Annotated in this window: 18 protein-coding genes and 5 pseudogenes; 16 read left to right on the top strand and 7 right to left on the bottom strand. The window is 60.8% G+C overall.

Annotated elements, in window-relative coordinates:
- Nucleotides 1-389 precede the first annotated feature (389 nt).
- The 3 genes from J2Z31_RS14400 to J2Z31_RS14390 all read right to left on the bottom strand — a co-directional run bounded on the left by J2Z31_RS14400 (nucleotide 390) and on the right by J2Z31_RS14390 (nucleotide 3,178).
- Nucleotides 390-1,238 (bottom strand): HNH endonuclease, encoded by an 849-nt coding sequence (locus tag J2Z31_RS14400; RefSeq protein WP_234939442.1) that lies wholly within the window; start codon nucleotides 1,236-1,238, stop codon nucleotides 390-392.
- A 244-nt stretch (nucleotides 1,239-1,482) separates the two neighbouring features.
- The gene (locus J2Z31_RS14395; protein ID WP_028002761.1) at nucleotides 1,483-2,400 is read right to left on the bottom strand and encodes a nucleotidyl transferase AbiEii/AbiGii toxin family protein; all 918 of its coding nucleotides are present in this window, start codon (nucleotides 2,398-2,400) and stop codon (nucleotides 1,483-1,485) included.
- Nucleotides 2,387-3,178 carry a type IV toxin-antitoxin system AbiEi family antitoxin gene (locus J2Z31_RS14390; RefSeq protein WP_028002760.1) on the bottom strand — a complete coding sequence of 264 codons (792 nt, stop codon included), beginning with the start codon at nucleotides 3,176-3,178 and terminating at the stop codon, nucleotides 2,387-2,389. Before J2Z31_RS14390 ends, J2Z31_RS14395 begins: the two co-directional genes overlap by 14 nt.
- Nucleotides 3,179-3,306: 128 nt before the next feature.
- Between J2Z31_RS14390 and J2Z31_RS14385 the strand changes: the two genes are divergently transcribed.
- Nucleotides 3,307-3,471 carry a DUF2188 domain-containing protein gene (locus tag J2Z31_RS14385; protein WP_209439324.1) on the top strand — a complete coding sequence of 55 codons (165 nt, stop codon included), beginning with the start codon at nucleotides 3,307-3,309 and terminating at the stop codon, nucleotides 3,469-3,471.
- 583 nt (nucleotides 3,472-4,054) lie between these two features.
- Nucleotides 4,055-4,381 (top strand): hypothetical protein, encoded by a 327-nt coding sequence (locus J2Z31_RS14380; protein ID WP_028002758.1) that lies wholly within the window; start codon nucleotides 4,055-4,057, stop codon nucleotides 4,379-4,381.
- Between the two features lie 174 nt (nucleotides 4,382-4,555).
- Here the strand turns inward: J2Z31_RS14380 and glmS are convergent, their stop codons facing one another.
- Entirely contained in the window at nucleotides 4,556-6,379 is a 1,824-nt protein-coding gene (gene glmS, locus J2Z31_RS14375) for a glutamine--fructose-6-phosphate transaminase (isomerizing) (RefSeq protein WP_028002757.1), read from the bottom strand.
- An 843-nt stretch (nucleotides 6,380-7,222) separates the two neighbouring features.
- On the opposite strand from glmS, the gene J2Z31_RS14370 reads away from it, so the two are divergent.
- The 5 genes and pseudogenes from J2Z31_RS14370 to J2Z31_RS14350 all read left to right on the top strand — a co-directional run.
- On the top strand, nucleotides 7,223-8,416 hold the full coding sequence (locus J2Z31_RS14370; RefSeq protein ID WP_028002755.1) for a CaiB/BaiF CoA transferase family protein: 1,194 nt from the start codon (nucleotides 7,223-7,225) through the stop codon (nucleotides 8,414-8,416).
- On the top strand, nucleotides 8,413-9,228 hold the full coding sequence (locus tag J2Z31_RS14365; RefSeq protein WP_028002754.1) for a citrate/2-methylcitrate synthase: 816 nt from the start codon (nucleotides 8,413-8,415) through the stop codon (nucleotides 9,226-9,228). Before J2Z31_RS14370 ends, J2Z31_RS14365 begins: the two co-directional genes overlap by 4 nt.
- A gap of 115 nt (nucleotides 9,229-9,343) precedes the next feature.
- Nucleotides 9,344-9,745 (top strand): cupin domain-containing protein, encoded by a 402-nt coding sequence (locus tag J2Z31_RS14360; protein ID WP_028002753.1) that lies wholly within the window; start codon nucleotides 9,344-9,346, stop codon nucleotides 9,743-9,745.
- 522 nt (nucleotides 9,746-10,267) lie between these two features.
- Nucleotides 10,268-11,299: a DUF3991 and toprim domain-containing protein gene (locus tag J2Z31_RS14355; RefSeq protein WP_028002752.1), complete on the top strand. Its 1,032-nt coding sequence runs from the start codon at nucleotides 10,268-10,270 to the stop codon at nucleotides 11,297-11,299.
- A gap of 18 nt (nucleotides 11,300-11,317) precedes the next feature.
- Nucleotides 11,318-11,692: pseudogene (locus J2Z31_RS14350) on the top strand (hypothetical protein); the annotation flags it as partial.
- 17 nt (nucleotides 11,693-11,709) lie between these two features.
- On the opposite strand, the gene J2Z31_RS14345 reads toward J2Z31_RS14350, so the two are convergent.
- Entirely contained in the window at nucleotides 11,710-12,621 is a 912-nt protein-coding gene (locus tag J2Z31_RS14345; RefSeq protein ID WP_050577635.1) for an endonuclease/exonuclease/phosphatase family protein, read from the bottom strand.
- Nucleotides 12,622-12,801: 180 nt separating this feature from the next.
- The gene (locus J2Z31_RS14340) at nucleotides 12,802-13,128 is read right to left on the bottom strand and encodes a hypothetical protein (RefSeq protein ID WP_033058281.1); all 327 of its coding nucleotides are present in this window, start codon (nucleotides 13,126-13,128) and stop codon (nucleotides 12,802-12,804) included.
- Between the two features lie 18 nt (nucleotides 13,129-13,146).
- Between J2Z31_RS14340 and J2Z31_RS14335 the strand changes: the two are divergent.
- The 7 genes and pseudogenes from J2Z31_RS14335 (at nucleotide 13,147) to J2Z31_RS29310 (ending at nucleotide 21,026) form a co-directional block, all read left to right on the top strand.
- Nucleotides 13,147-13,941 (top strand): annotated as a pseudogene (locus J2Z31_RS14335) (DUF7007 domain-containing protein).
- A 592-nt stretch (nucleotides 13,942-14,533) separates the two neighbouring features.
- Nucleotides 14,534-15,121: a hypothetical protein gene (locus tag J2Z31_RS14330; protein ID WP_028002748.1), complete on the top strand. Its 588-nt coding sequence runs from the start codon at nucleotides 14,534-14,536 to the stop codon at nucleotides 15,119-15,121.
- Between the two features lie 124 nt (nucleotides 15,122-15,245).
- Nucleotides 15,246-15,491: a type II toxin-antitoxin system VapB family antitoxin gene (locus J2Z31_RS14325; protein WP_028002747.1), complete on the top strand. Its 246-nt coding sequence runs from the start codon at nucleotides 15,246-15,248 to the stop codon at nucleotides 15,489-15,491.
- Nucleotides 15,491-15,895 (top strand): type II toxin-antitoxin system VapC family toxin, encoded by a 405-nt coding sequence (locus tag J2Z31_RS14320; RefSeq protein WP_028002746.1) that lies wholly within the window; start codon nucleotides 15,491-15,493, stop codon nucleotides 15,893-15,895. The genes J2Z31_RS14325 and J2Z31_RS14320 overlap by 1 nt, the downstream gene beginning before the upstream one ends.
- Nucleotides 15,896-16,419: 524 nt before the next feature.
- Entirely contained in the window at nucleotides 16,420-16,545 is a 126-nt protein-coding gene (locus J2Z31_RS29995; protein WP_268828461.1) for a hypothetical protein, read from the top strand.
- Entirely contained in the window at nucleotides 16,542-16,604 is a 63-nt protein-coding gene (locus J2Z31_RS29990; protein WP_408022037.1) for a hypothetical protein, read from the top strand. Before J2Z31_RS29995 ends, J2Z31_RS29990 begins: the two co-directional genes overlap by 4 nt.
- Nucleotides 16,605-16,811: 207 nt before the next feature.
- Entirely contained in the window at nucleotides 16,812-21,026 is a 4,215-nt protein-coding gene (locus J2Z31_RS29310) for a Ulp1 family isopeptidase (protein WP_234939441.1), read from the top strand.
- Between the two features lie 77 nt (nucleotides 21,027-21,103).
- On the opposite strand, the pseudogene J2Z31_RS14305 reads toward J2Z31_RS29310, so the two are convergent.
- A pseudogene (locus tag J2Z31_RS14305) lies at nucleotides 21,104-21,181 on the bottom strand (IS6 family transposase); the annotation flags it as partial.
- Nucleotides 21,182-21,382: 201 nt separating this feature from the next.
- Here J2Z31_RS14305 and J2Z31_RS14300 point away from each other — a divergent pair.
- Both J2Z31_RS14300 and J2Z31_RS29305 read left to right on the top strand, forming a co-directional pair.
- Nucleotides 21,383-21,610 (top strand): annotated as a pseudogene (locus J2Z31_RS14300) (ATP-binding protein); the annotation flags it as partial.
- A gap of 573 nt (nucleotides 21,611-22,183) precedes the next feature.
- Nucleotides 22,184-22,285, top strand: a pseudogene (locus J2Z31_RS29305) (ArdC family protein); the annotation flags it as partial.
- Between the last annotated feature and the right edge of the window lie 662 nt (nucleotides 22,286-22,947).

Genomic DNA, 22,947 nt, shown 5'->3' with positions numbered 1-22,947 from the left:
GTCCAAGGCCGAACTCGCCGTCACAATTGTCGCAGTACCAGAACAGCTTCCATTCGTGCCAGTCAACAACCACGCCCTCTTGAGATTTGTGCATGAACCGTACGTTGATCGTCATACCAGACGCGCGCGCCAGTTCGCGGATAGACGGTCCGGACACTGAGCAAATGTCTCATGGAAGCCGGCTTGAATATTCCTCGCTGGGGGTTGATCAGCGGAACTCGCTGCCCGTCTATAAGGAATCCCGCCCGTAAATCGTCTGCTGTGATTACCCCACCAGCGCTCGCACGTTTGATATGTTCGACGGCTGCCAATCGAATGCGCGTATCTATCGGAGCTTCACTCATGGCGTCGTCCAGTCGGCAGCAAAAGCCCGGTTATGAGAGAAGCGTTCATCCCAGATACCGATGCTCTCGATGCCACGACAACGCGTCGACTGATGGCGCAGCATGTCGGTTCTTGGGAGGGCGAATGGGCGTTCCCTGAAGATCATAGTAGTGTCGACCGTTATCGAAGTCAGCTTTCAGACGGCCACTGACCTCGAACCGACCATCCGGCGAGACTGTGACGTATCCCAGGTCAAAAAGCCGGTGGATGTCAGTGCGAAGGAGCAAACCGTTCGAAGCCGCGTGCTCTCCACCGGCCTCGAAAGCACGGATGTGGGCGGCATCCAAAATCGGCAGGGTCTTTTCACCCGAGACAGCACAACGGCGTTCATAGCTATCGGTGATCGTCAGGCGAAACGCGCCCTGCCCTAATCTCGGCTTGATCAGCGTCGGCTTGCCGAAGCGCTCAGCTATGACCGGCTCTGTATGTCGAATCTCAGGAACCGAGTTCAATCGCTCTGTGACTGCGGACCATAGATATTGCCCATCCCCTTCCTCCGCGCTGAATCCCTTGCCGGTCACGATGTTTGGCGACCAGCTAGCTGGAATAGGCAGCCAGAGTTCTTTCGGCCAAAAGAACGGCTGGGTCAGTATCCGACAACCGATGACGGGATCCTGTCGATCGTCCAGGGCAATCGGATCGCGGCGATAGCTCGCAATTCGCGCCCGCATTTCAGAGCGACTGGAAACGCCGTTCTTAAGGCCAAAGGCTTCCCAGGCCAGAGACAGTGGCGCGATTGACGCGTGACCGAAAATGCCGCCGCCAACGATGAAGTTGTTTGGCGCATGCAGCTTGAAGAGGAATAGTTCGCCGGGCTGAAGCGCGCGAAACTGCGTCGTCCCGCTGGTTGCCAAAAATTGACTTCGTCATGAGGAACAGAGGCGCTCAACTGATCGAACCAGGCCTTGTCCGTAACGCCGACGAAGAGGCGAACCATGGCCTAGCCTCTCAGCTCGGCTGTGTTTTGAAGCGCCGACGTTCTGGCAATCCACATTGCCAGCGCCACAGCCCGAGAGCCAACTACTGCGGAGCATAGCTTGCAGATCGTCGTCGTCTTGTTCCTTTTCACTTCGGCGTTCCTCACGCGTCCACCGTGTCTCATGTCGCGAGCACCCGCCTGAGATCCGACAACAGCTTTTCTCGTCGGCCCTCCGAAAGTTCGGCCAAGTTGTCGACCTTCCAGCGCACCGCCGGCAAGTCCGCGGCTCCAGGCACTCCTAGCAAGTCCCACTCTGGCTCGCCGGCCTTGAAGGAGAGAAGAAAGCGCCGGTGCTCGGCAGGCATCTTGCCAACGACCTCGGCGATTAAAGCTTCACGAGCATCGTACAACGCCTCCAGGGTCACGGGCTCTTCCGTCATTCCGGCAAACCCAGCCTCGAACTCCTGCCGCAGGTCTTTGCGCGTCGGCGCCAAAACCTCCGCCATCGGCCTATTGTGGCTCAGCATGTATACAATGAAGGCGCGCCGTAGCTCATCGGATATACCCTCATTCGCGAGCAGATATCTGACATCGAACAGATCTCGCGGGTGCTGCCGATCCAAGGCGGCGACGATCTTGCCGGCGTAGAGGTCCGGGAAGGACACAACAGGCACCTCGGCATAGCCGAAGAGCTCTTCGACCCGGTCGCAAACTGCCCGTGTCTCGGGAGAGTAGACGCAGCCACGAATGACAGGTGTCACCTCGATCTTGATCTGCACACCGTCGGAGGTAACCAGCACCTTTGTTGCAGCGCCTTCGCTGTGCAGCGGCACGACCTGGGTGCGGCTGCGCGGTACATTCTCCCCTATTCGAGCAGCAATCCGTCGTATGGCAGCGTCAATGTTGGCGAGAGAAGTCGCGCGATCCTCGACCGGCAGATAGGTCAGATCGATATCGACCGACAGGCGTGGAAGGTCTCTAACGAAAAGATTGATGGCCGTGCCACCCTTCAATGCAAAGACATTCTCCTCTGCAACGAGCGGCAGAACTCGAACGAGGAGGCTGACTTGCGCGCGATAAGCTTCAGACGCCGGCATCGAGTGTCTCCGGCACAGTGATCTGATACTTGCTGTCCAGCCGACCGCCGACCACGATCTGGCGCTTACCACGACCGAGGTCGATACGTTTGAGATCGAGCCGGCCGAACCATGGATGGGCGTGTCGCTCGGCGAACCAGAGAAACAGCCTCTTCACCTTCACGCTGCGGCACGCTTCCAGCACGGCCTGAACCCGCTTCGGACTTAGAATGCGAACCGACTCCATTAGAACATCCGCTTGATGGAAGGTCTCCTGGGAAGGGAGAAGGTCAAGAAGCTCGCAAAATGCTCGCTCCGGCGCGGAGACGTCGAGCTCCCATCCCCAATGTCCCCATGCCATGCGCGTCCTTCCAGGTGCGTCGGCATCGAAGAGCTTGTCTGCCTTATGTTCGACGAACTGAGCGTCGGTCGGTATCCGCTGGACCCAGCCAGGCAGACTTCCATAGGCATAGAGGTGTATTTCTGGCTTGCCAGAAAAGCGGAGGTAGTGCGTCAAGCCTTGTAGCTCGAGGGCACTGCGGCCGCCGACGTGCACGGATTTGTCCAGAAGTCGCTGGAGCGAGATGATCACGCGCTGCCAGGCTATCGCCTGATCAACGTTGCCTGTCGGTCGCTGATAGACGCCACGAACGACACCTTCGAGCCAGCCCTGCGCCACGTACTTTTCGCGCCACTGCCGACGGTAGCCGTGTTTTTCCAGCCAAGCGGTGTCAACCACCAGCCCCTCGGGGAGCAGGCGACGAAGTTGGTTTATCTTTTCGTTCTTTTGACCTACCATTAGTGGGTGAAAATAGCACGAGTCCAAACCGCGGGACAAGTTCGGGAATTCGCATTTTCGACCCATCAATGGTAGGCATAAAAGCGCAATATTCAAACCACCAAGACACAACAGGCCTGGAGGAGGAAATGGCCAAGCTGCCGAAATTCACGCTTACGCACAATGAGAAGAAGGATCGGTGGGACCTGACCAAAGACGGCGCCAGCCGTCCCACGACGACCTTCGCCACCAAAGCCGAGGCCACCAAGGTGCCGCGCTCGAGAAGGCTGTCGGCAAGGCCGGCGGATCGGTGAAAATTCAGAAGGTCAATGGCGACTTCCAGGAGGAACGGACATATCCGCGTGCCTCCGACCCCAAAAAAATCACCGGGCTAATTCGTGTCCGTCTATCGTACATCGGTGAGAGCAAACAGCATAACCCGGACCATTAACGCAGTCGTAGCCGATCTTCCACCGGCCCAGCAGGAGGAAATCGCGAGGCGATATCACGCGTTGCGTCAAGTTTTGGCGCCCCCGCAGCGCGACAAGGCGCCAGACAACCTGCCGACCGGCGAAGGTACGGGTTCTCGCCTGCGCCGCCATTAATCTATTGGGACTTCCACACCCTCACCACCTACCACCGCGAGGGCGGGAAGCCGTGATCGTCATCGTCACCAAATAGCTGCTCCGCCTCAAAGCGACCCTCGATCGCCTGCGGGGACAGGCGAGCCTCGCGCTGCGCCAAGTGCTCTCTGGTCCAAGGCAGAAACGCTGACAATCTGGGGCTCGGTTCGGCCGGAACCTTCTCGGTGAGCATGGAGATGAGACGACGGAGCCGTTCCAGTTCGTCAAGTTCGGAGAGAATCGCCGCCAGTCCGGCGGTACGGCGATCCTCAACATGTTTGATACGCGCTACCAGTTCGCGGCGACGACGCTCTTCCTCGATCTTTCGCTGCTCTGCTTCTCGCCTGAGCCGATCTTCAGTTTTCGCTGCAGCAAGCACCGCAAGGCCGACAGCGATGTCACTGGCCATATTCTCGAGTCGCTGGACTTTGGCGTCGCGGAAGCTCCGGCGCGGCGCGGAGCCTCGGTAAACACATACCTGCTCGAACTCAAACGAGAGCTGGCCGGTCGGATGGTAGTCCCACTCCGGAAAGCGGGGCCTATCGAAGAAAACGTCGTCCCAGGAGTTTCGCCGCGGGAGGAATATATCGTCTTGAACTGATCCAGAAGATTCGGCCAGCGCAGCCTGACAGTCGTCCAGGGGCCGCCGAGTTGCACGGGCTCAGCCGCAGACCCACGGTTTTGCTCGCATTCCGGGATTTCGGCCCAACTGGGTACAAGGCGGCCGTCACAGCTGCCATGGACTCCCGACTTCGTCCCGTTTCCGGCGTGACGATCATTCGACAGTGACCGATTTTGCCAGATTGCGCGGCTGATCCACGTCCGTGCCCAAGAGAACTGCCGTGTGATAGGCAAGGAGCTGCACCGGCAGCGAGAAGATCATCGGAGCGATGATCTCGTCGACGTCGGGCAGCACGATCGTGTGCATCGTATTGAGCTTCGACACCGCCGCACCCTTTCCGTCGGTGATGAGGATGATCCGGCCGCCTCGTGCCGCCACCTCCTGCATGTTCGAGACCGTCTTGTCGAAGAAGCGGTCATGGGGCGCGATCACGATGACCGGCATGTTTTCGTCGATCAGCGCGATCGGTCCGTGCTTCAGCTCGCCGGCGGCATAGCCCTCCGCATGGATGTAGGAAATCTCCTTGAGCTTCAGCGCGCCTTCCATGGCCAGCGGGAAGCTGGTGCCACGGCCGAGGTAGAGCACGTCGCGGCATTTCGACAGCTCGCGCGAAAGGAGCTCGATCTTCGGCTGGATGCTGTTCAACACCTCACCCATGATACGCGGCATTTCGGCGAGGCTTTGGACGAGCACCTGCTCCTCCTCCTCATTGACCGTTCCGCGCGCCCTGCCGGCGCCAATCGCGAGCGCGGCGAGCACGGCGAGCTGGCAGGTGAAGGCCTTGGTCGAGGCAACGCCGATCTCCGGCCCGGCCAGGATCGGGAACACGGCATCGGACTCTCGCGCAATGGTCGATTCGCGGGCGTTGACGACGGCGCCGATCTTCAGCCCATGTTCCTTGCAATATCGAAGCGACGCCAGCGTGTCGGCCGTCTCGCCGGATTGCGAGATGAAGAGGGCGGCCGATTGCGGCGACAGCGGAATTTCCCGGTAGCGGAACTCGGAGGCGACGTCGATTTCGACCGGCAGACGGGCATAGCGCTCGAACCAGTATTTGCCGATCAGGCCAGCCAGATAGGCCGTACCGCAGGCGGAGATCGCGAGGCTCGGCAGCTTGGCGAAATCGATGTTGGAACTCGGCGCGACCAGGTTGTCGATGAAGTTGACGTATTGGCCGAGAGCGTGGGCCACGACCTCCGGCTGTTCGTAGATCTCCTTCTCCATGAAATGGCGATGGTTGCCCTTATCGACCAGATAGGCCGCCGCCATCGAAACCTGCCGCGGACGCGTGGCGATATTGCCGTCGATGTCGAAGATGTGCACGCCGGTCGTGCCGATCACCGCCCAATCGCCATCGATCAGATAGGTGATTTCATTGGTGAACGGTGCCAGCGCGATCGCGTCCGATCCCAGGAACATCTCTCCATTGCCGTGACCGATCGCGAGCGGCGGTCCGTTGCGCGCTGCCATGATGGTCGAAGGGTCGTCCTCGAAGAGGACAGCCAGAGCATAGGCGCCCCGCACGCGCTTCAGCATCGCATGCATGGCCTGCCATCGGCCCATGCCGTCCCGCCGATACTTGGCGACGAGCTGTGCCACAACCTCCGTGTCGGTCTCGGTCTGAAACTCGGCACCCGTGGCGATCAACTCATCCTTGATCTCCGCGAAATTCTCGATGATGCCGTTGTGGACCACTGCAACGCCGTCGGTGAAATGCGGATGCGCATTGCGTTCGGTCGGCGCTCCATGGGTTGCCCAGCGTGTATGGGCGATGCCGATGGCGCCAGGGAGAGGCTCCTCCTTCAGCTTGGTCTCAAGATTGACAAGCTTGCCCTCGGCGCGCCTGCGACGTAGTGCTCCGCCCTCAATCGTTGCGACGCCGGCCGAATCGTAGCCACGGTACTCCAAGCGCCTCAGCGCATTGACGAGCCGCTCCGACACCGGCTGGTTGCCGACGATGCCAACAATACCGCACATATCGCCTTTCGCGCTCCTTCCATGCCGATCGCGCCGTACTCAAACCCGCACCTGACCAGGGCTACATCAGCAGCTCCCGCATGGCTTCAGACGCCAATAATTTCTTCGACGGGCGCCACCTGTTGGTCGAACTTTCGTGCCGAGAATCGACGTACCGTGAGACACTTCAGCGCTTTCTAATAGCACTCAACCGGCTGGAAAAATTGATTCTTTGGATCACATCCATCCAAGGCATGGATTCACTAGCAACGTGTTTCGACAATTTGATGCGATGGGTCGCCTGGCGGTGCCACGCAAGGAAATCCGTTTTGTTTTGGAGCAAGCGCCGCAATGGACGACGTGCATTTCGGTGGCTGAACGCCGGCCATACCAACAGCGGAGTTTCGCCCCCCTAATGGAACTCCTGCGCTGCCGCCTCACGTTCAAGAACGCAGCTACGGTCGCGATCGAGATCGATCCGCGCACCTTTACGACGGAAATGGCCGAAGCCTCCGAAAGCAGCCGAGGTGTGTGCAGTTCGAGGTACGGCACCTCACACCTTCTGTCCGGCTTTGTCGGGCCCGCTACACAGAGTCCTTTAGCCAATCACCTATTTTTCTTCAGGCTAACTTGCTGACAAGTAACCGTTAAGGCTGTTCATCAGTCCGCGAGCGGAATTGGCACGAATCTTGAGTGTCTTTTGTAGAGGCGGCGGGAGCTGCCGAGCTGCAGTTAGGTCGCAGCTAGCGCCGAGGATTGGACAAAGCGAGGAAATGACATGTCATATCCGCTTCAGACTCCCTACGCACAGGCAGGCCGGCAAGTCCACGACCTCCCGAAAGGGGTGCAAGAAGGAAGAGCTAAGTGACGCGTGCGGCACTTACAGGTGTGAAGGTACTCGACTTGTCGCGGCTCGTCGCCGGCAATATGGCGACGTTGCAGCTGGCTGATTTCGGTGCCGATGTCATCAAGGTGGAACAGCCGAAGGTCGGAGACCCGCTGCGTCAATGGCGAAAAGGCAATCTCGATCTCTGGTGGCGCGAATACGGGCGAAACAAGAGAAGCCTCGCACTAAATATCAAAACGCAGCGCGGGCAGGAACTGCTTCTGTCACTGGTCAGGCGGGCCGACATTCTCGTGGAGAACTTTGTTCCCGGCAAACTGGAGGAGCTCGGCTTGCCGCATTGCCGCTTTCTCATCGAAAACTCCCGGCTTGTTATCCTGAGCATCAGTGCGTGGGGGCAGGATGGTCCCTATCGTAATCGTCCGGGGTTCGGCACGCTCGTCGAAGCGACGAGCGGTCTTGCATCCATGCTCGGTTTCGCTGATGGTCCACCCACGCTACCCCCTATTCCGATGGCTGACATGATCACCGGAATTTACGGTGCATTTTCAGCCCTTACCGCTCTACGGCACCGCGACGCGACCGGCGAAGGCCAGATAATTGATCTTTCCCTTCTTGAGGCCATCTATTCGGTCCTTGGGCCGGTGGCCGCAGAGTACGAAAGAACGGGCCGCTATCCGAAGAGGAACGGAAACCGCTCTACCAACTCGTCACCTCGCAACACCTATGCGACATCGGACGGGAAATGGATCGCGCTTTCCGCGTCGACACCGAAAATGGCGGAGAAGCTTTTTCAACTGACAGGGCTTGGTGATCTTCTTGATGACGAGCGCTTTGCAACCAATGAAGCCCGCGTCCGTAATGGCGACGAAACCGATCGGATCGTCGCCGAGGCACTCGGCAAGTTCACGTTGGACGAACTGATGCGCCGGTTTGACGAGGCGGGCGTTGCGGGCGCGCCGGTCTATGAAGTCCCGGATTTCGTGACGGATCCGCATGTGAAGGCCCGAGGCATTCTGGCCGAGTTCGACGATCCAGAACTCGGGGCTTACAGGATGCACGCGCCGCTTCCGCGCATGAGCGCGACGCCGGGCCGGATTCGCGCGCAGGGCCCACGGCTTGGAGAGCACAGTGCTGCAATTCTGGAGGAGAGTCTTGGTTTAACGCCGCAGGAAATCTTGTCGCTCGCCAGAGAAGGAGTCGTCGGCCAATGACCACCGGGCCGTTCACCAATTCCCATCTCTGGCCGACTGCGATTACTGCCTTCGACGAAGATCAGATCCTTATCCGCGGTAGGAATGTCGTGGATTTGATGGAGGCTCGAGATTTCGGCGCCGTCGCCTTTCTCCTGCTGACCGGTCGGCAGCCCACACTGGCAGAATCCGCCGTGTGGAACGCGATCATGATCGCATCGTCCGATCACGGTCCGACATCGCCTTCAACGTTTGCCGCGAGGGTCATAGCCAGCGGAAACCGCCGCGCGCCGGAAGCGGCGGTCGGAGGCGGCATTCTTGCAATCGGTGATGCGCACGGCGGCGCCGGTGAGGAGGCTATGGTTTTTCTCCAGGAGGGCTTGTCCCTGGCGCGACGGTCGGGCGGAAGCTTGCGGCTTTCGGCCAAGGAGATCGTCCGGAATTACAAAAGAGCGGGGCGCCGTATGGCGGGCCTCGGGCATCGTTTCCATGTCGTCGATCCGCGGACCGACCGGCTTTGGTCCCTGTCGCAGTCGTTCGGGCTGTCCGGCGACGGCATCGCCCTGATGAGAGAAATCGCGACAGAACTCAGTGAAGCGGTCGGACGGCCAATGCCCGTCAATGTGGACGGGGCGATCGCGGCGACCCTGACCGACATGGGATTGGCGCCCCCCGTTGCACGCATGGTGTTCATTCTGGGGAGGACCGCGGGTATTGCGGCCCATGTGCTTGAGGAGCTCGCACGGGAGAAGCCGATGCGCTTCCGGTTCGGTTTCCAATACGACGGCCCGTCGGCGGAGCAGAGCTTCAGCGGCAAGCGAGAGGAGGCTTGATCATGTCCAAAGCCAATATTCTGCGGCGCGGCACCCGGTGCGTTGGTGCATGTCATGGCGGCGCATGGCCAAGCTTGGAAGCTACCTCCCCCTACGTCAGGAGCAATACATGACAGTGGAATCACTAGGAGGAGGCATCACACGCGACTCCAAGGCGTTCGAACACGTGGAGTGGAATATTCTTGGCCAGAGATATCTTCACAAGGCAGACTGCGATTCGACATTCGCGTTCGAGACCAACTCCGAACCTGTGGTACCGGAGGGTGAGCTGGACCTGAAGCTCGACGGAGAATGGCAAACGGCGAGATCCGGTGACTTGGTGCGCATGCCACGCGGCGTTCCCCATGGTTACTTCAACAAGTCGGACAGGCCAGCCAGGGCACTTTTCTGGGCGTCCCCTGCTCGCAACCTCCACGATCTGTTCAAGGTCTTGCATAACATGTCCGACGTCGAAGCGGTCATTCGCGCCTCGGCCGAACACGAAGTCGATTTTCTTCCGCCGGAAGCCAACAATTGAATCGGTGGCAATCGTGGCGCATGTCTGAGGCCCAGATGAAGCAAGCCATTCCCGTTGTCTTGTAATAGTGTCCTGGCTCGGTTCCGGATCTGCCACGATCAACCCGCAAGGGGGCCGCTAAAAAGTTGCGGCCGCTCGGGGCTTTCGCCTTTGCGATGATCGCGCCCAGCTCCGGCCCTAGCCCGCGACCTGATGGTCCCGCTCACCGTCTTCGAAGTGGACGGCGTCTGCCGCCAAGCGAGATCGACGCCTCCGACGACCTTGAACTCCTGCATGAGTTCTTTCCCTAGGCGGCTGATTGAGCCGCTCCTTGTTCGTTCTCTGGGCCGTACCGGCTGCCGCTTGCGAGCCGGCTGCCGCAAGGGAGGCTGCGCCGTGGCTGGGGAGGCATGCACTGTTGAATCCGACAATTGCCAGCCACGCCCTTGCAGCCTTTGCTCTTCGCGGCGGCCAGGAGTGGTCCCGCGATGCTCCGGGGAAGAAAAAAGGTGAGAGGCCGATCGTGAGCGATCGGGAGAAAATATGACAAGGGAAGATATCGAGCAGTTGCGACAGCGTGTCTGTTGCTCCGCAGTGCTGGAGACGTCAGGCTTTGCTGTCGACGTCAAGGAAAGCACGCGCCGGGCCGTGAAGTTTCGCCGCGGTTCCGAAATTGTCATCGTGACGCACGAAGGTCGTGGCTGGTTCGATCCGCTCACGGACAGCAAGGGCGACATCTTTTCGCTCGTTGCGCACCTCGATGGCGTCGGGTTTGTCGAAGGTCTTGAGCGGATCGCCGCGCTTGTCGGCTTTCAGCCGTCGCTACCCACCTGGCGCAAGCTGCCGCCGCACCGGACGACTGTTACGTCAATCGCCGATCGGTGGGCACCGCGCGAAAGCCCTGTCCCAGGTTCGGGGGTGTGGCGGTACTTGAGATGGGAACGCTCATTGCCTGCCGCGATCATTCAGACGGCGATCAGACAGGGTGTTCTGCGCGAGGGGCCTTGCGGCAGCATGTGGGCTGCACATACCAACGAAACAGGCGCGGTGACCGGTTGGGAAGAACGGAGCGCGAACTGGCGCGGCTTCGCAACAGGTGGAGCCAAGGTTCTTTTTCGCCTTGGTTCCTCCCCTGCTTCACGGCTGTGCGTGACGGAGGCTGCGATCGACGCGATGAGCCTTGCTGCCATGGAAGGAATGCGAGAGGGCACGCTTTATCTCAGTACGGGCGGTGGCTGGTCGCCGGCGACGGACGCCGCCCTCCGCGCGCTTGCAGCCGATACCGAAGTTCAGCTCGTTGCTGCCACGGACGCCAATTCGCAGGGCGACGCGTATGCTCAACGACTTCGGGCCGTAGCCGAAGAAGTGGGCTGCGATTGGCTGCGCTTGCGGCCATCAGCGGACGACTGGAATGACGTGCTGAAGCAGCAGGAGAACGACAAAGCGGAAAGAGGAAGGTGGACACGTGCCGCATGCCCGATCGGCGCGTCAACGGTGAAGCTTCGCCCCGCAAAGCCGGCCCTTGACCCACCGATGCGCGATCGCGGCGGCCCTGGAGGTGTCAAGAAGGACTGAAGAGGATGGAGAGGTTGTAAGCTTCAGAAGGAAGGCACAGTCCCCATCGCATCGATCGGCGGCTTCGATTTCATCTTTGAGGGAGGGCGCTTCGGCAAGGGCGACAACTATAATTACCAGACGTTGCTACAGCGCACTGGGGCGACGTACGAGATCGATCTCGCCGTCACCGTCACGCCGCTGGGCGCCATCGCCCGGCTTGAACATGCGCTCAACGGCTTCGAGGACGAGCGGGAGCGTTATCGCCAGCGTCTCGAAGAGGCGCGTTGGCGGCTCGCCTCGTGTCGCTCGCGTGAGGGCGGCAAGTTCGCCTTCGCTGAGGAACTCGCGGAAAAGCGGCGCAAGCTGGCCGAAGTCAGTGCCGAACTCGCTGCCACCAAGGAGGCGGCTTGACGCTCAGCGAACTGGCTTTAGAACTTGAAGTCGATCGACTTCGCGCAATGATCGCTGAGGCGATTTCCGAGTTCGGCTGCTTCGGTTTCATCGTAGAGAAGCTCAACAAAGCTCTGATCGATAATGGCCTCCGTCGCAAGCTTGTTTGTGACGATGAAATCGATCGGCTCGGGGCGATCCGATTCCCTTGTTGTCGGGCATCGGGAGGCCTCCCTGAATGGAGTTCTGATCAGATCCAGCGATGCGGGATCGGCATCATCTATCTCGGCCCAAAGATGATCGTTCTGACCGTGTACATCAAACTTGCGGTTAAAGTCTCCAGCGATCACCACGGGCAAGCCCGTCGCTTCCTTCTCGTCGATCCAGTCTTCGAGCGGCTTCATCTGCATGGCCAAGGTCTTGCAATCGTCCGAAACCGGTTGCGTGAGGGATTTTGCAAAACAGGCCGACTTCAGATGCACACCGAGAAGCCAGAAGCGTTTCTCGTCCGCCTCGACGAGGACCTGTATGCCGCGGCGGACCGGGCGGCCATCACCGGGATTGATCACGCCGAGCGGCTCGTAGTCCTTGCCTTCCACAATCGTAGCCCGACCTTTTTTCACGACGACCGCAGTAAAGATGTCGGGATCGTTTCCGGGCTTGTAGCGGCTTTCGAACACCATATCCCATTCACTCTCCGGGAACACTCGGCGCAGTGCCGCGGGGTTTCCCATCTCCTGAAGGGCAATTACGTCAGCACCGAGCTCGGCCGCGTATTTCTGTAGCAGAATGTAATCGTTGTCCTCCCGGATGGGAGCGCGATCACGAAGAGCGACACCTGACTTGTCGTTCAGATTGTTGATGTTCCAGGTCGCGATCCGAATGGTCTCAGCCGACGCGGACGTTGCCGCGAGAAAACCGCTCACAACGAGCGCTGCAAGAGTCTTCATGACGTTCCTCCCGATCCCGACCGAAGTATGTTGCGGAGAAAGGAGAAACTCAAGTGATAGTTGTGTGATGAGCCGAGAGGAATGAAAGGGGAGAAGAGGAAACCTTTCGCAGAACGGTCCTCCCGCCGCCGCTGTCGATGGCCGGCTGATCCGCAAGGAGGGGCCGCGCAAGCTCCGTAGCTACACGTCGCCGGGATACTTCACCCTTTGCCAGGGTGACATCGGCAGCAAAACCACCATCATCGTGAACATCCACCGGACCTTCGCGCTGGATTCCGATCTCACTTTCAAGGTGCTCGAGCGTCCACCAGTGGGCGCGCGGTCCGCATCTTCGGCCGCGCCGGCGAAGCCCGCGAGCTGCTCCTCCTGGCCGAAAACCAGACCTCCGCCGAAACCTGGTTGAAGGCCCACCGCTATCCTGGCGCTGTTATGGAAGAAGTGACGGCCGATGAAGTGGCCGCCGCCGATGTCGAAGGGAGGGCGGCATGACCCTGCCCGATCTTCCAAACGATTACGCCAACTCGTATGCAGGGGGTGGAGTTCGGCATCAGCGCAGATGGATTTCCTGTCGCCCGCATCGGCGAATTGCTGCTCGCCATGGTCATCGGTTGCGATCGATCCGGCTTCCTTGCGAGCGCCTGGCGGCTTTCCCGGCCGCTCTCGGACCTGGAGCGTGAGGACTTCTACGGTCGCAACGGCCGCCTTGAGAGTGAGGCGGCTTTTCGCGCCGCGTGCTGGAGACAGCTCAGCATAAACGCGAGCTGGCGGCGCTTCGTCGGGTCCAGACCCGGATGTCCGCGAGCACACCATGGGGCATGTCGCAGCTTGCTATGATCTATGCCGAGGGCGTGGCGTCGCATAGCACCGCCACTCATAGGGGCATTCATCTGTCTTCCGACCGAAACAAACGCGTCAATGTGGCGCTTCGCGCGGATGGTGGCTGGTATGAGCAAGATGCCGAGTGGCGATCGTCGCGATCACGTTTCCTGACCTCTTCACGTCCCACGAGCGCAAATGCGCCGACGAGACTATCCGGAACAGTTGGCCGGATGTCTGGGAGAGAACCTACGGAGGCGAACTTGCCCCCGGCGAGTCGTGGGCCAAAGACAGGACCGCTTTCGATCGAGCCCATGCCGACGACTGGATCGCCGTCTCGGCGATCCAGTCCGATCATCACCCGGATATGACGGAAGTAATCGCAACCCGCGGCGGCCGGCGCAACGGCCACGCCGAGGAGATGCGTTTCCTCGTGCCCGCGCCGAATACGCAGCGCGTGGCCCCTTCGGCCTCGTCATCGATCCTGGCCGTCACGCTCCCTAAGAGGGGGCTTCCAGTTTTGTAAGCTGGCGCGGGAGGGCTGCGTGATGGCTCCAACGCCAACCCGCAACGCGCAACTCTCGCGCATAAGAAGCGCGGCGGCAGACGGAGCGCCAGCTGAAACTGATCGATCGCCAGATCCCACGCCGAATGGACGGGCCGCCCCGGTCCGACGGCTGCAACTCTATCGGCTGCCCAAGTGAACGGCCCCGGCCAAGACGGTCATCGCGTCTGTCGAGCGTGAGCCCAGCCTGGCAGGCGACGAAGTGCAGCGGTTTGGCAGCCAATTCCCTGTCCACATGTGGTTGGGCCGGACCCGTGCCGGTTTGCCCTTTCGGTTTTGCTGCGGTCTGACCCAGCGGCCGTTCGCTTCAAGGCCGCTTCGCGCCGCGGCGCGGCCGAAGACGCCGTTCTTCACGGAGCAGGCTCGCTTGGCTTCGCAAGGCAGGATGACCCGCTTGCCCGCAAACCGGCTCCGCTCTGCCTGTCGTCTTCGGACCTTGAAGCGACCGTCTTCCGCCGGTTCGGGGCGACCGCACCGAAGGGCACGCCGGCACGGGGCCGGAGCCACTTCGAGATTGGAAAGGAAGAAACCATGGCAAAGCCCGCTACCGCCTCTCGTCAATCCGCCCGCGTCGTACAGCTGCGCAAGGGCGCCACCGTCGAAATGGTCCGGCTCACATGCCCTGATAGCGCCCAGGCGCTGAAGATCGCCGAGAGCTTCGGAACCGCGATCGTCGACAGCGACGGAATTCGTGACCTCCACGAGCGCCTCATCTCCGAGACGGCTGATGCTCTGAGCGAGGGGCTCGGTGAGAAGGCCATGCAGATCCACCTGCAGCGGATCGTCGGCGCCTTCGTCGGTTCCGCGCACGGCGCGGGACAGTTCTACAGCCGCGCGGTCACCGAGGCGCGCGACGCCACGGCCAAGGCCGCTAACGACAGTCGCGACGAGGACCTTGACGGACCCGTCGGCTACGATAGTGCTGCCCAACGCAAGCGCGAGTTTGCCGCCGACATGGGCGCGCAGGCACACGCGCTCAGGATGGCTGCCGAGGGCGCCGTTGCAGCATACAAGCAAGTCGTCGGCGAGACCTGGAAGCCCTTCGATCGGCCCGTCGACAACCCAGGTCATTCCCTCGATCGCAAGGCGGCCCAAGCACAGATGTCGGCCTTCGACTGAGCGCTCGCACGGCGGGGCTCCGGCCCCGCCGTGTTGTGACGGGAATCAAGCCTCCCGGCAGCCTTGGAAAAGACCGCGCAGTGATCTACATTCTTTTGGAGAATTATCTACATGGAGATAACCCATGCCGATCAACGTCAACAATCCGGAAGCGGACGCGCTGACGCGCAAGTTCGCCGAAATGGCCGGCGTCGGCATCACCGACGCCATCGTCATCGCCATGCGGGAGGCGATCGAGCGTCGCAATCGCGCGGAGACGCCATTGCAGACTGCGGCACGTTTGCGGGAAAAACATGGGGTCGCCATGAGTGACGACATCCGCAAGCCTCTTCCCCGTGAGGCCTTCGACGACATGTGGGGTGATCGGTGATGTTCGTCGATGCCTGTGCGATCATCGCGCTTCTCTCTGATGAGCCAGAAGCGGCGCGCGTTTCCGACGCCTTTGCTTCGGCCAGACATCCGTTCACATCACCTGTTGCCATTCTCGAGACTGTCCTCGGCCTTGCCCGGCCCGACAAGTTCAATCTTCCGGTGCCCGCAGTCGAAACGATCGTAATGGAGTTCCTCGAGGCGCGTGAAATCGAAGTTCGCGATCTTCCGCCGGCCTCTGAGACGACGCGGCTCGCCCTCGTCGCCGCGCACCGATATCGCAGCGGCCGCCATGGTCTGAACCTCGGCGATTGCCTTCATTACGCCTGCGCAAAATTCCATGGCGTGCCGATCCTCGCCACGGCCGACGAGTTCAGGTCGACCGACCTCGAAACCGTTCCTTGAACCTGCTGAAGCAGTGACGCCGAAATTGGCCTGCCGCAACCCCGTCCGGCCTTCGGTCCTGGCGGAGCGTGGTGTTCGGCCAACGGCTTCGCCGTCCTCCACGTCCGTTCCGGCCATGCCGGTGCCATCACCCCTTTCCGCCAGGACCGTCCGGTGGAAAATTCACGCCTTCTACTTTCGATCGCCCCTGCCACGGCACTCTCTTCTTCGGGCATTACGTCGATGCTTCTACTTACTCGAGAGGTTTGCACCGCGATATTGGATGGAAGCAACGTCTTTATCACCTGAGAATTCCTTTCGCTCGACCACGATATTATCGCGGCGCTGGCCACATTGTTACCTCAGTATGTACGTCCCCAAGTATCTCCAGCGGGAGCCTCCTAGATCCAAGCAGTGAGGCGAGTCAACGTGCGCGCATCCGTTATCTAAATGGCTTCTATTGCCTCAATAGATTATTCAAATCGCCCAAAAAAGAATATGCAAGTGTCAGGTGGCGTCTGTGGCTGCAACAAAGGAGTATCTCGATGGCTATCCAAGGCGGCACGGGTGACGATAGTGTCTTCGGCGGCGCGGGCAATGACCAATTGACAAGCTCTACGGCGGTCCGGGTGCCGATACCCTCTTCGCCGGCGACGGAAGAGATCAACTGACCGGCGGTGATGGCCACGACACCTTGTGTTTCTGTTCCACAACCCGACCCCTGGGGTAGACACAAAGTACGGTCCGAATCCGGATAACACGACCATCGTGGATTTCGATCCGGCAGAGGACACCCTCGCCTTCGATGCTGTGGGCTTCTATAGCGACGGTTTCGGCGCAAACTTCGTCAACAACGCCGGCGGGCCTGGCCAAACCATAGAACAGTTTCCAGCCGCCAGGCCGTCATGAGCTGCTCGAAACAGGCAAAGGACATAGCATGGATCCCTTTAACAACGGCAATCCATCCCGCGTCTCAGATCTCGCCCGCACAGACGATGCAGGCTCGCAACAGCAGCAGACCGACCAGGCGCGTTTTCAGGAGCATCTGAACGCGTTGCAGCCGGGCCAGCATCGGCAAGCCGTTCCAAACAGCCGTCTTGCCAGGCGGACCGGCTCACATGCAGATGCGGTTGGACCGAGGATGCTGCAAGAGGAGGACGCCGGGGAAGGCGGTTCGCACTTGCCCTTTGTTCCACCAGCTCACTCACCTGCGCAGAGTTTTGACCAGGACGAGCTCTTTGCCGCCGCCGACCGCGCCGGGCCGTTGCCGGCTGCAAGTTTCGCTTCGGCGCAGTTCTGGCAGGATGCGGAGCGGGTGGTCCACTCACCCGCGCAAAGTGTCGATCAGCCGCGGAGCCGCGCAGCGATTGGGGGCGGTTACGAAGCTTTGAGTTCCATCCCGCCGCCGCGGGTCAACCTGCCCGCCACGGGATTTGGAAGCGCACCCGATGGCGTGAACCTCCCTCACGTCGTCGCGGACGCATATCGGCCTGCGGCCAATCAACAGGGCGATTTGACCGGCGCGCGCCATACAATGCCGGCCGAGGCGCCGCACCAGGCTGCCGTCGTTCAGCAAACGCGCAGCCGAAAGCGCGGCCGCGAGCACCCGGACGAGGCGCTTTTTGCCGCCTACCGTGCCGAGGCGGATAAAACAGCCAAGGTGAGTGAAAGCTCGATTGCTGGCGATATAACGGCGCTGCGCAAGTTCAGCAAATGGCTTGACGAGAACCACCAGAGCCAAATCGACGGTCGGATTGAGGACGAGCAGCTGGACGGCCTGGCGAAGGACTTTGCGGGCAACAATGCCGTACTACGGAGCGACACCAAAGTGGCGTTGGGAAGGCTCCGGCAGCATTTTGCCGGACAGCCTGTGACGGCTTCGACTGTTCCGCCCGGCACGAAGGACGATGAGGAACTCTTCGCCCAATACCGGGCAGCGAGGAGCGATCTAGCGGCGCTGCGCAAGTTCAGCAAATGGCTTGACGAGAACCACCGGACGCAGATCGCCGGCCGGATTGAGGACCCGGGGTTGGACGCGCTGGCGAAGGACTTCGCGGAGTGCGAGAGCGCGCGTATCAAGCCGGCGCTGAAGAGGCTCCGGCAAGCTTCTGTCAGACAGCCTGTGACGGCTGCTTCGAATGTTCGACCTGGCACCGATGATGAGGAACTCTTTGCCCAGGCTGCCGGCGATTTGACCGGCGCGCGCCATACAATGCCGGCCGAGGCACCGCACCAGGCTTCCGTCGTTCAGCAAACGCGCAGCCGAAAGCGCGGCCGCGAGCACCCGGACGAGGCGCTTTTTGCCGCCTACCGTGCCGAGGCGGATAAAACAGCCAAGGTGAGTGAAAGCTCGATTGCTCGCGGTATAACGGCGCTACGCAAGTTCAGCACATGGCTTGACGAGAACCACCAGAGCCAAATCAGGGGTCGGATTGAGGACGAGCAGCTAGACGGCCTGGCGAAGGACTTTGCGGGCAACGATGTCGCACTACTGAGCGACACCAAAGTGGCGTTGGGAAGGCTCCGGCAGCATTTTGCCGGACAGCCTGTGACGGCTGCTTCGACTGTTCGACCCGGCACGAAGGACGATGAGGAACTCTTCGCCCAATACCGGGCAAAAGCCGTGGTCAAAGAACCAACCGTGAGGAGCGATCTAGCGGCGCTGCGCAAGTTCAGCAAATGGCTTGACGAGAACCACCGGACGCAGATCGCCGGCCGGATTGAGGACCCGGGGTTGGACGCGCTGGCGAAGGACTTCGCGGAGCGCGAGAGCGCGCGTATCAATCCGGCGCTGAAGAGGCTCCGGGAAGCTGCTGTCGTACAGCCTGTGACGGCTGCTTCGAATGTTCGACCTGGCACCAAGGATGATGAGGAACTCTTTGCCCAGGCTGCCGGCCTCAAAGAAAGAACCATGGGAGGCGATTTGACCGGCGCGCGCCATACGATGCCGGCCGAGGCACCGCACCAGGCTTCCGTCGTTCAGCAAACGCGCAGCCGAAAGCGCGGCCGCGAGCACCCGGACGAGGCGCTTTTTGCCGCCTACCGTGCCGAGGCGGCTAAAACAGCCAAGGTGAGTGAAAGCTCGATTGCTGGCGATATAACGGCGCTGCGCAAGTTCAGCAAATGGCTTGACGAGAACCACCAGAGCCAAATCGACGGTCGGATTGAGGACGAGCAGCTGGACGGTCTGGCGAAGGACTTTGCGGGCAACGATGCCGTACTACTGGGCGACACCAACGTGGCGTTGCGAAGGCTCCGGCAAGCCTATGCCGGACAGACTGTCACAACAGCCAGATCGCGCTCGGTCCGCGAAGAGAACCAGGTGATCGAAGATGCATGTAAGGCAGCTGCAAGCGGGTACGGAAAAAGCACGCTAAATAACTATCGGAGTACTTTGGGTCGTTTCAACAGCTGGCTTAGTCAGAACTTCGGCAAGGGCATTGCCCAGATTGAACCCGCGGTGCTGAGCCGGGCAGTTGAAGAGTACGAGAAGAACGCAGGCCCCGGTTTCGGCACAGCTTGGAACTTTCTGCAGAGATATCGGCAAATGGTCGCAGCCAACAATGCGCTGGGCTTGGCAGCCCATGGGCAAGCGGCCTCGGCTTGGGACGCGCTGCGAGCCTTCCATGAAAAAGAGGCCGCACAGCCTGGTCCGCCAACGACTACCAATGTGCCGCAGTTCCATCAGACGACATTGCTCCCGCCACAGTTGGCCCCCGTGCCGGCCCCATCCTCGCCTGCTCAAAGTGCCGGCTCGTCCTCGACCTTCGCCGCCCTTGCGCCGCTGTCGCCCACACCTTATCGGCGTCCGGATTTTGATCTGAATGCGCTCCCGCCCGGGCAACTGGCTGAGGATGCTGACATTGGCGGCTCGGGCCATTGGACCGCAGTTGCCGGCTCGGCAATTGCCCAGCCCGGCTCGTCACGTAGATCATCGCAGATCTATGCCGGTCTTGATGACATCGTCGACTTGCAGGACGATGCCGGCTCCGCGCCGCGGTCGGACGCTGCCAGGTCGAGATCGATTGCCGGGCCATCGCCGTCATCGAGCGTGCCTGGCGAAGGTTCCGCGGCGTTGAGCGCTGCGCATGGCAGGCTCCCGGACCTCGGGCCACAGTTTGGCTCGCGGGAGCAGGCCGATTGGGGGGTAAGGCCCGCCGCCTCGCAGGAAAGTTACAATCAGTCGCAACTTTGGCAGGAGGTGGACCAAGCCGGAAGGCAAAGACCTGCCGGTTGGGACCGCCCCTGGTCAGGGCCGTCGCCGCAGTCGGGTCAGGACATGGGGCCAGCTCGGCGGTCCGCGTCAGCTCGCTCGTCTGATATCTACCGCGGTCTTGATTCCCTGGTCGATTTGCCGTCCACACCGGCCGAGCTACGTGATGATGCCCATTATGCCCCGCCTCTAGGTACAGCCTCCGACGCTCAGGTTAAGGCGCTCGATCCGCAAGCCTCGTCTCACGGCCGCAGCAGGCTGGCGCTCGACGCCACGGAATGGCTGGGGGATCGGCACATCCAGAGAGACTACGAGCTGCTGGCGCAGGAGCTGCAGAGGGACAATCCAGATCTTGCCGCCCGAACGCGGCTCGTCGACCCGCTGATAGCCCATTACCATCTGCGCCTGGGCTCCGATAATGCCGCCCTCAGGGCTTTCCAGCGCATCGTCTATGATCGCAATGGCAATGATACAGCCGACTTCCTGTTCCTGCCTGTCAACGATGCCAGCGCTACCGATCCTCAACGCCGCGGCACCCATTGGTCGCTGCTGCTGGTTGATCGAAGCGAGCGGGAAAGGCCGGTTGCCTATCATTACGACTCCGCCGGGCGGCTCAACGACCAGCCCGCGGCACAGCTCGCACAACGGCTGGGAGCCCGCCAGGAGCCGGTCCGCATAACCCAGCAGCAGAACGACTATGATTGCGGCGTCTTTGTGCTTGACGGCACGAGGGCGCTGGTCGGACGACTGGGGCAAAGGCCGCAGCCAGCCAGGCTGCACCTCGACAACCTCGTCATCGATCGGCAGGCACTCCAACACCGACTCGGTCATGGGGCTGTTACAGGAGTCGCGCTGCCCATCAGCCAAGCCTCCGATCAGGCCCGAGCCGAGCTAATGGCTTCCTTCAGAAGCAGAGAGCGATCTGACGCGGGGCGTTGAGTCTCAGTGGCTACCGTTAAGCAGATCAGCACTAGACGTCATGTTCCGAGGCGGAGATCGGTGGCCCGCCCGCACGTACGGAGCGCGAGCCATTCCTCAACCATGCGCAGGCTGAGCGGAAAGCGAAAGTAGAGCCATACTGCGTGCGCAATGATCTCGGCGGGAAAGCGGTGGTCATCGGCAAAAGATCAGGCGATCATCGTTTATGATGGCGGGATGTTAGGCTGGCTGCGCCGCTTGTAGACGCTCAGTTATGTGGAGCCGTATCGTGGGAAGTCGCGCGTCTGCGGGCTCTTGCGGTATCAGCTCCACATCTCTGCGCAGTGCACGTTAATCGAGTAATGTGCAGCACAACATTACTGGACGACTGGGGTCCCGAGAAGCTCAACGACGAGCAGCGGCGCGATCTCCTGGAGATCATCGAGGACCGCTACGAGAAACGATCCACCATCGTCACCAGCCAGGTGCCCGTCGATCACTGGTATGACATGATCGGCAATCCAACGATCGCCGATGCCATCCTCGACCGCCTTGTCCACAACGCCTACCGCATCGAACTGTCCGGCGAGAGCTTGCGAAAGCAACGTCAAACACCATGCCAAACCGCGCACGAAGGCGTACGGACATTGACTGGGTCCTGGGGAGCCTTCAGTCGGCCAGATTCACAGCCGACTTTGATCTCATCGTCATGACTGGGCATGCATTCCAAACCATTGTAAACGATGAAGAACTGCGGGATTTTCTCGTAGTTGTTCGACGCGCCCTTGCATGCGGCGGCTGTTTTGCTTTCGAAACGCAGAGCACCAAAGCGTGCCGCAGGTGAGTCAGAGCACCTTATGGTTTCTCGACATCGACACCTTGCGGAACATGCTGGAAGAATCGGGCCCGCAGATCGAACAGCAATTCGGCGACTTTGATGAAGTAGACTTATGCCACGATTCTCCCGAAATAATCACATTCGCAATCGGTTGAACACACGCGTCTGCCTCCCACCCCTCTACGAATTTTAGCTCTGACTGAATCGACGTCCGGGACAGACCGCAAGCGTTTTATGCCGAGCTCCTTTACTGAAATCATGCTTCTCTCTCGCCCCTAAACCGTGGCGCGGCATAATCCGGAACCCGGCATAATGCGACTTATGCCGATATCGGCATAACGTCCATTGGACTGCGCCCGCCAGCCGCGTCGGCCGTGATCTCTCCCGCTATGCCAAGGATAGAAGCGAGCGCGCACGCGAGGAACTGATTGCCTTATCTTGACAGTCTGCACCGACTCTCAGTGTCCTGCTGGCGTCGATGCAACAGGACTGACGGAGGCGCTATCCAGGCCGGCCGCAGCGCTCCCACATAGCTGGCGGAGGCCGGCCTGGATAGCGCCGGGCAAGTTGAACGCCTTCGTTGATGCTGGCTCCCTGCCTGAAGCAGGCAACTGATGCCAAAGGCCCGCTGACAGCCTTGTGCCAGCCGACCCTTTGTCCCAATGCCTGCATCACCGCAAGACATCGGCCCGCCTGGGCCCGTTCAGGAGCCTGTTGAAGGAGAAGCGGCTGTCCCATCTTCAGCGGAGTATCCTCCAGCGGGACCTCGAGCGAATGATGGCGGTCCTGATCAGCATAGACGAGGTTCGGACTGCGTCTGGCTCCTGATGCTCAGCTTATTGAGCTGTGCTGTCGCCGCCCGATCCGTTGACCCCAGGGATGTCGCCTTGCAGCCCTCGCCGCGAGACGACGCCGGCTGAGAGCCGCGTATCATCCAACCGTTTTGTTCCGGGCGCGCCGGTCATGGTCTGCGCCTCCTTAAGCTCGCCCGTCGAGGCAGGGCTCGGGTGTGGCAGACGCTGCCAGCCCATCAACCCTGTTCCGCACCAGCACCGAGAACAGGGTGTGACGGGCCGGCCTCCCGCGTCTGCCCCTGCCGCCTCG

Source organism: Sinorhizobium kostiense (assembly GCF_017874595.1).
GTDB classification, from domain to species: domain Bacteria; phylum Pseudomonadota; class Alphaproteobacteria; order Rhizobiales; family Rhizobiaceae; genus Sinorhizobium; species Sinorhizobium kostiense.
The sequence above is the reverse complement of the archived record's forward strand: the minus strand, read 5'-3'. Positions and strand labels throughout refer to the sequence as shown.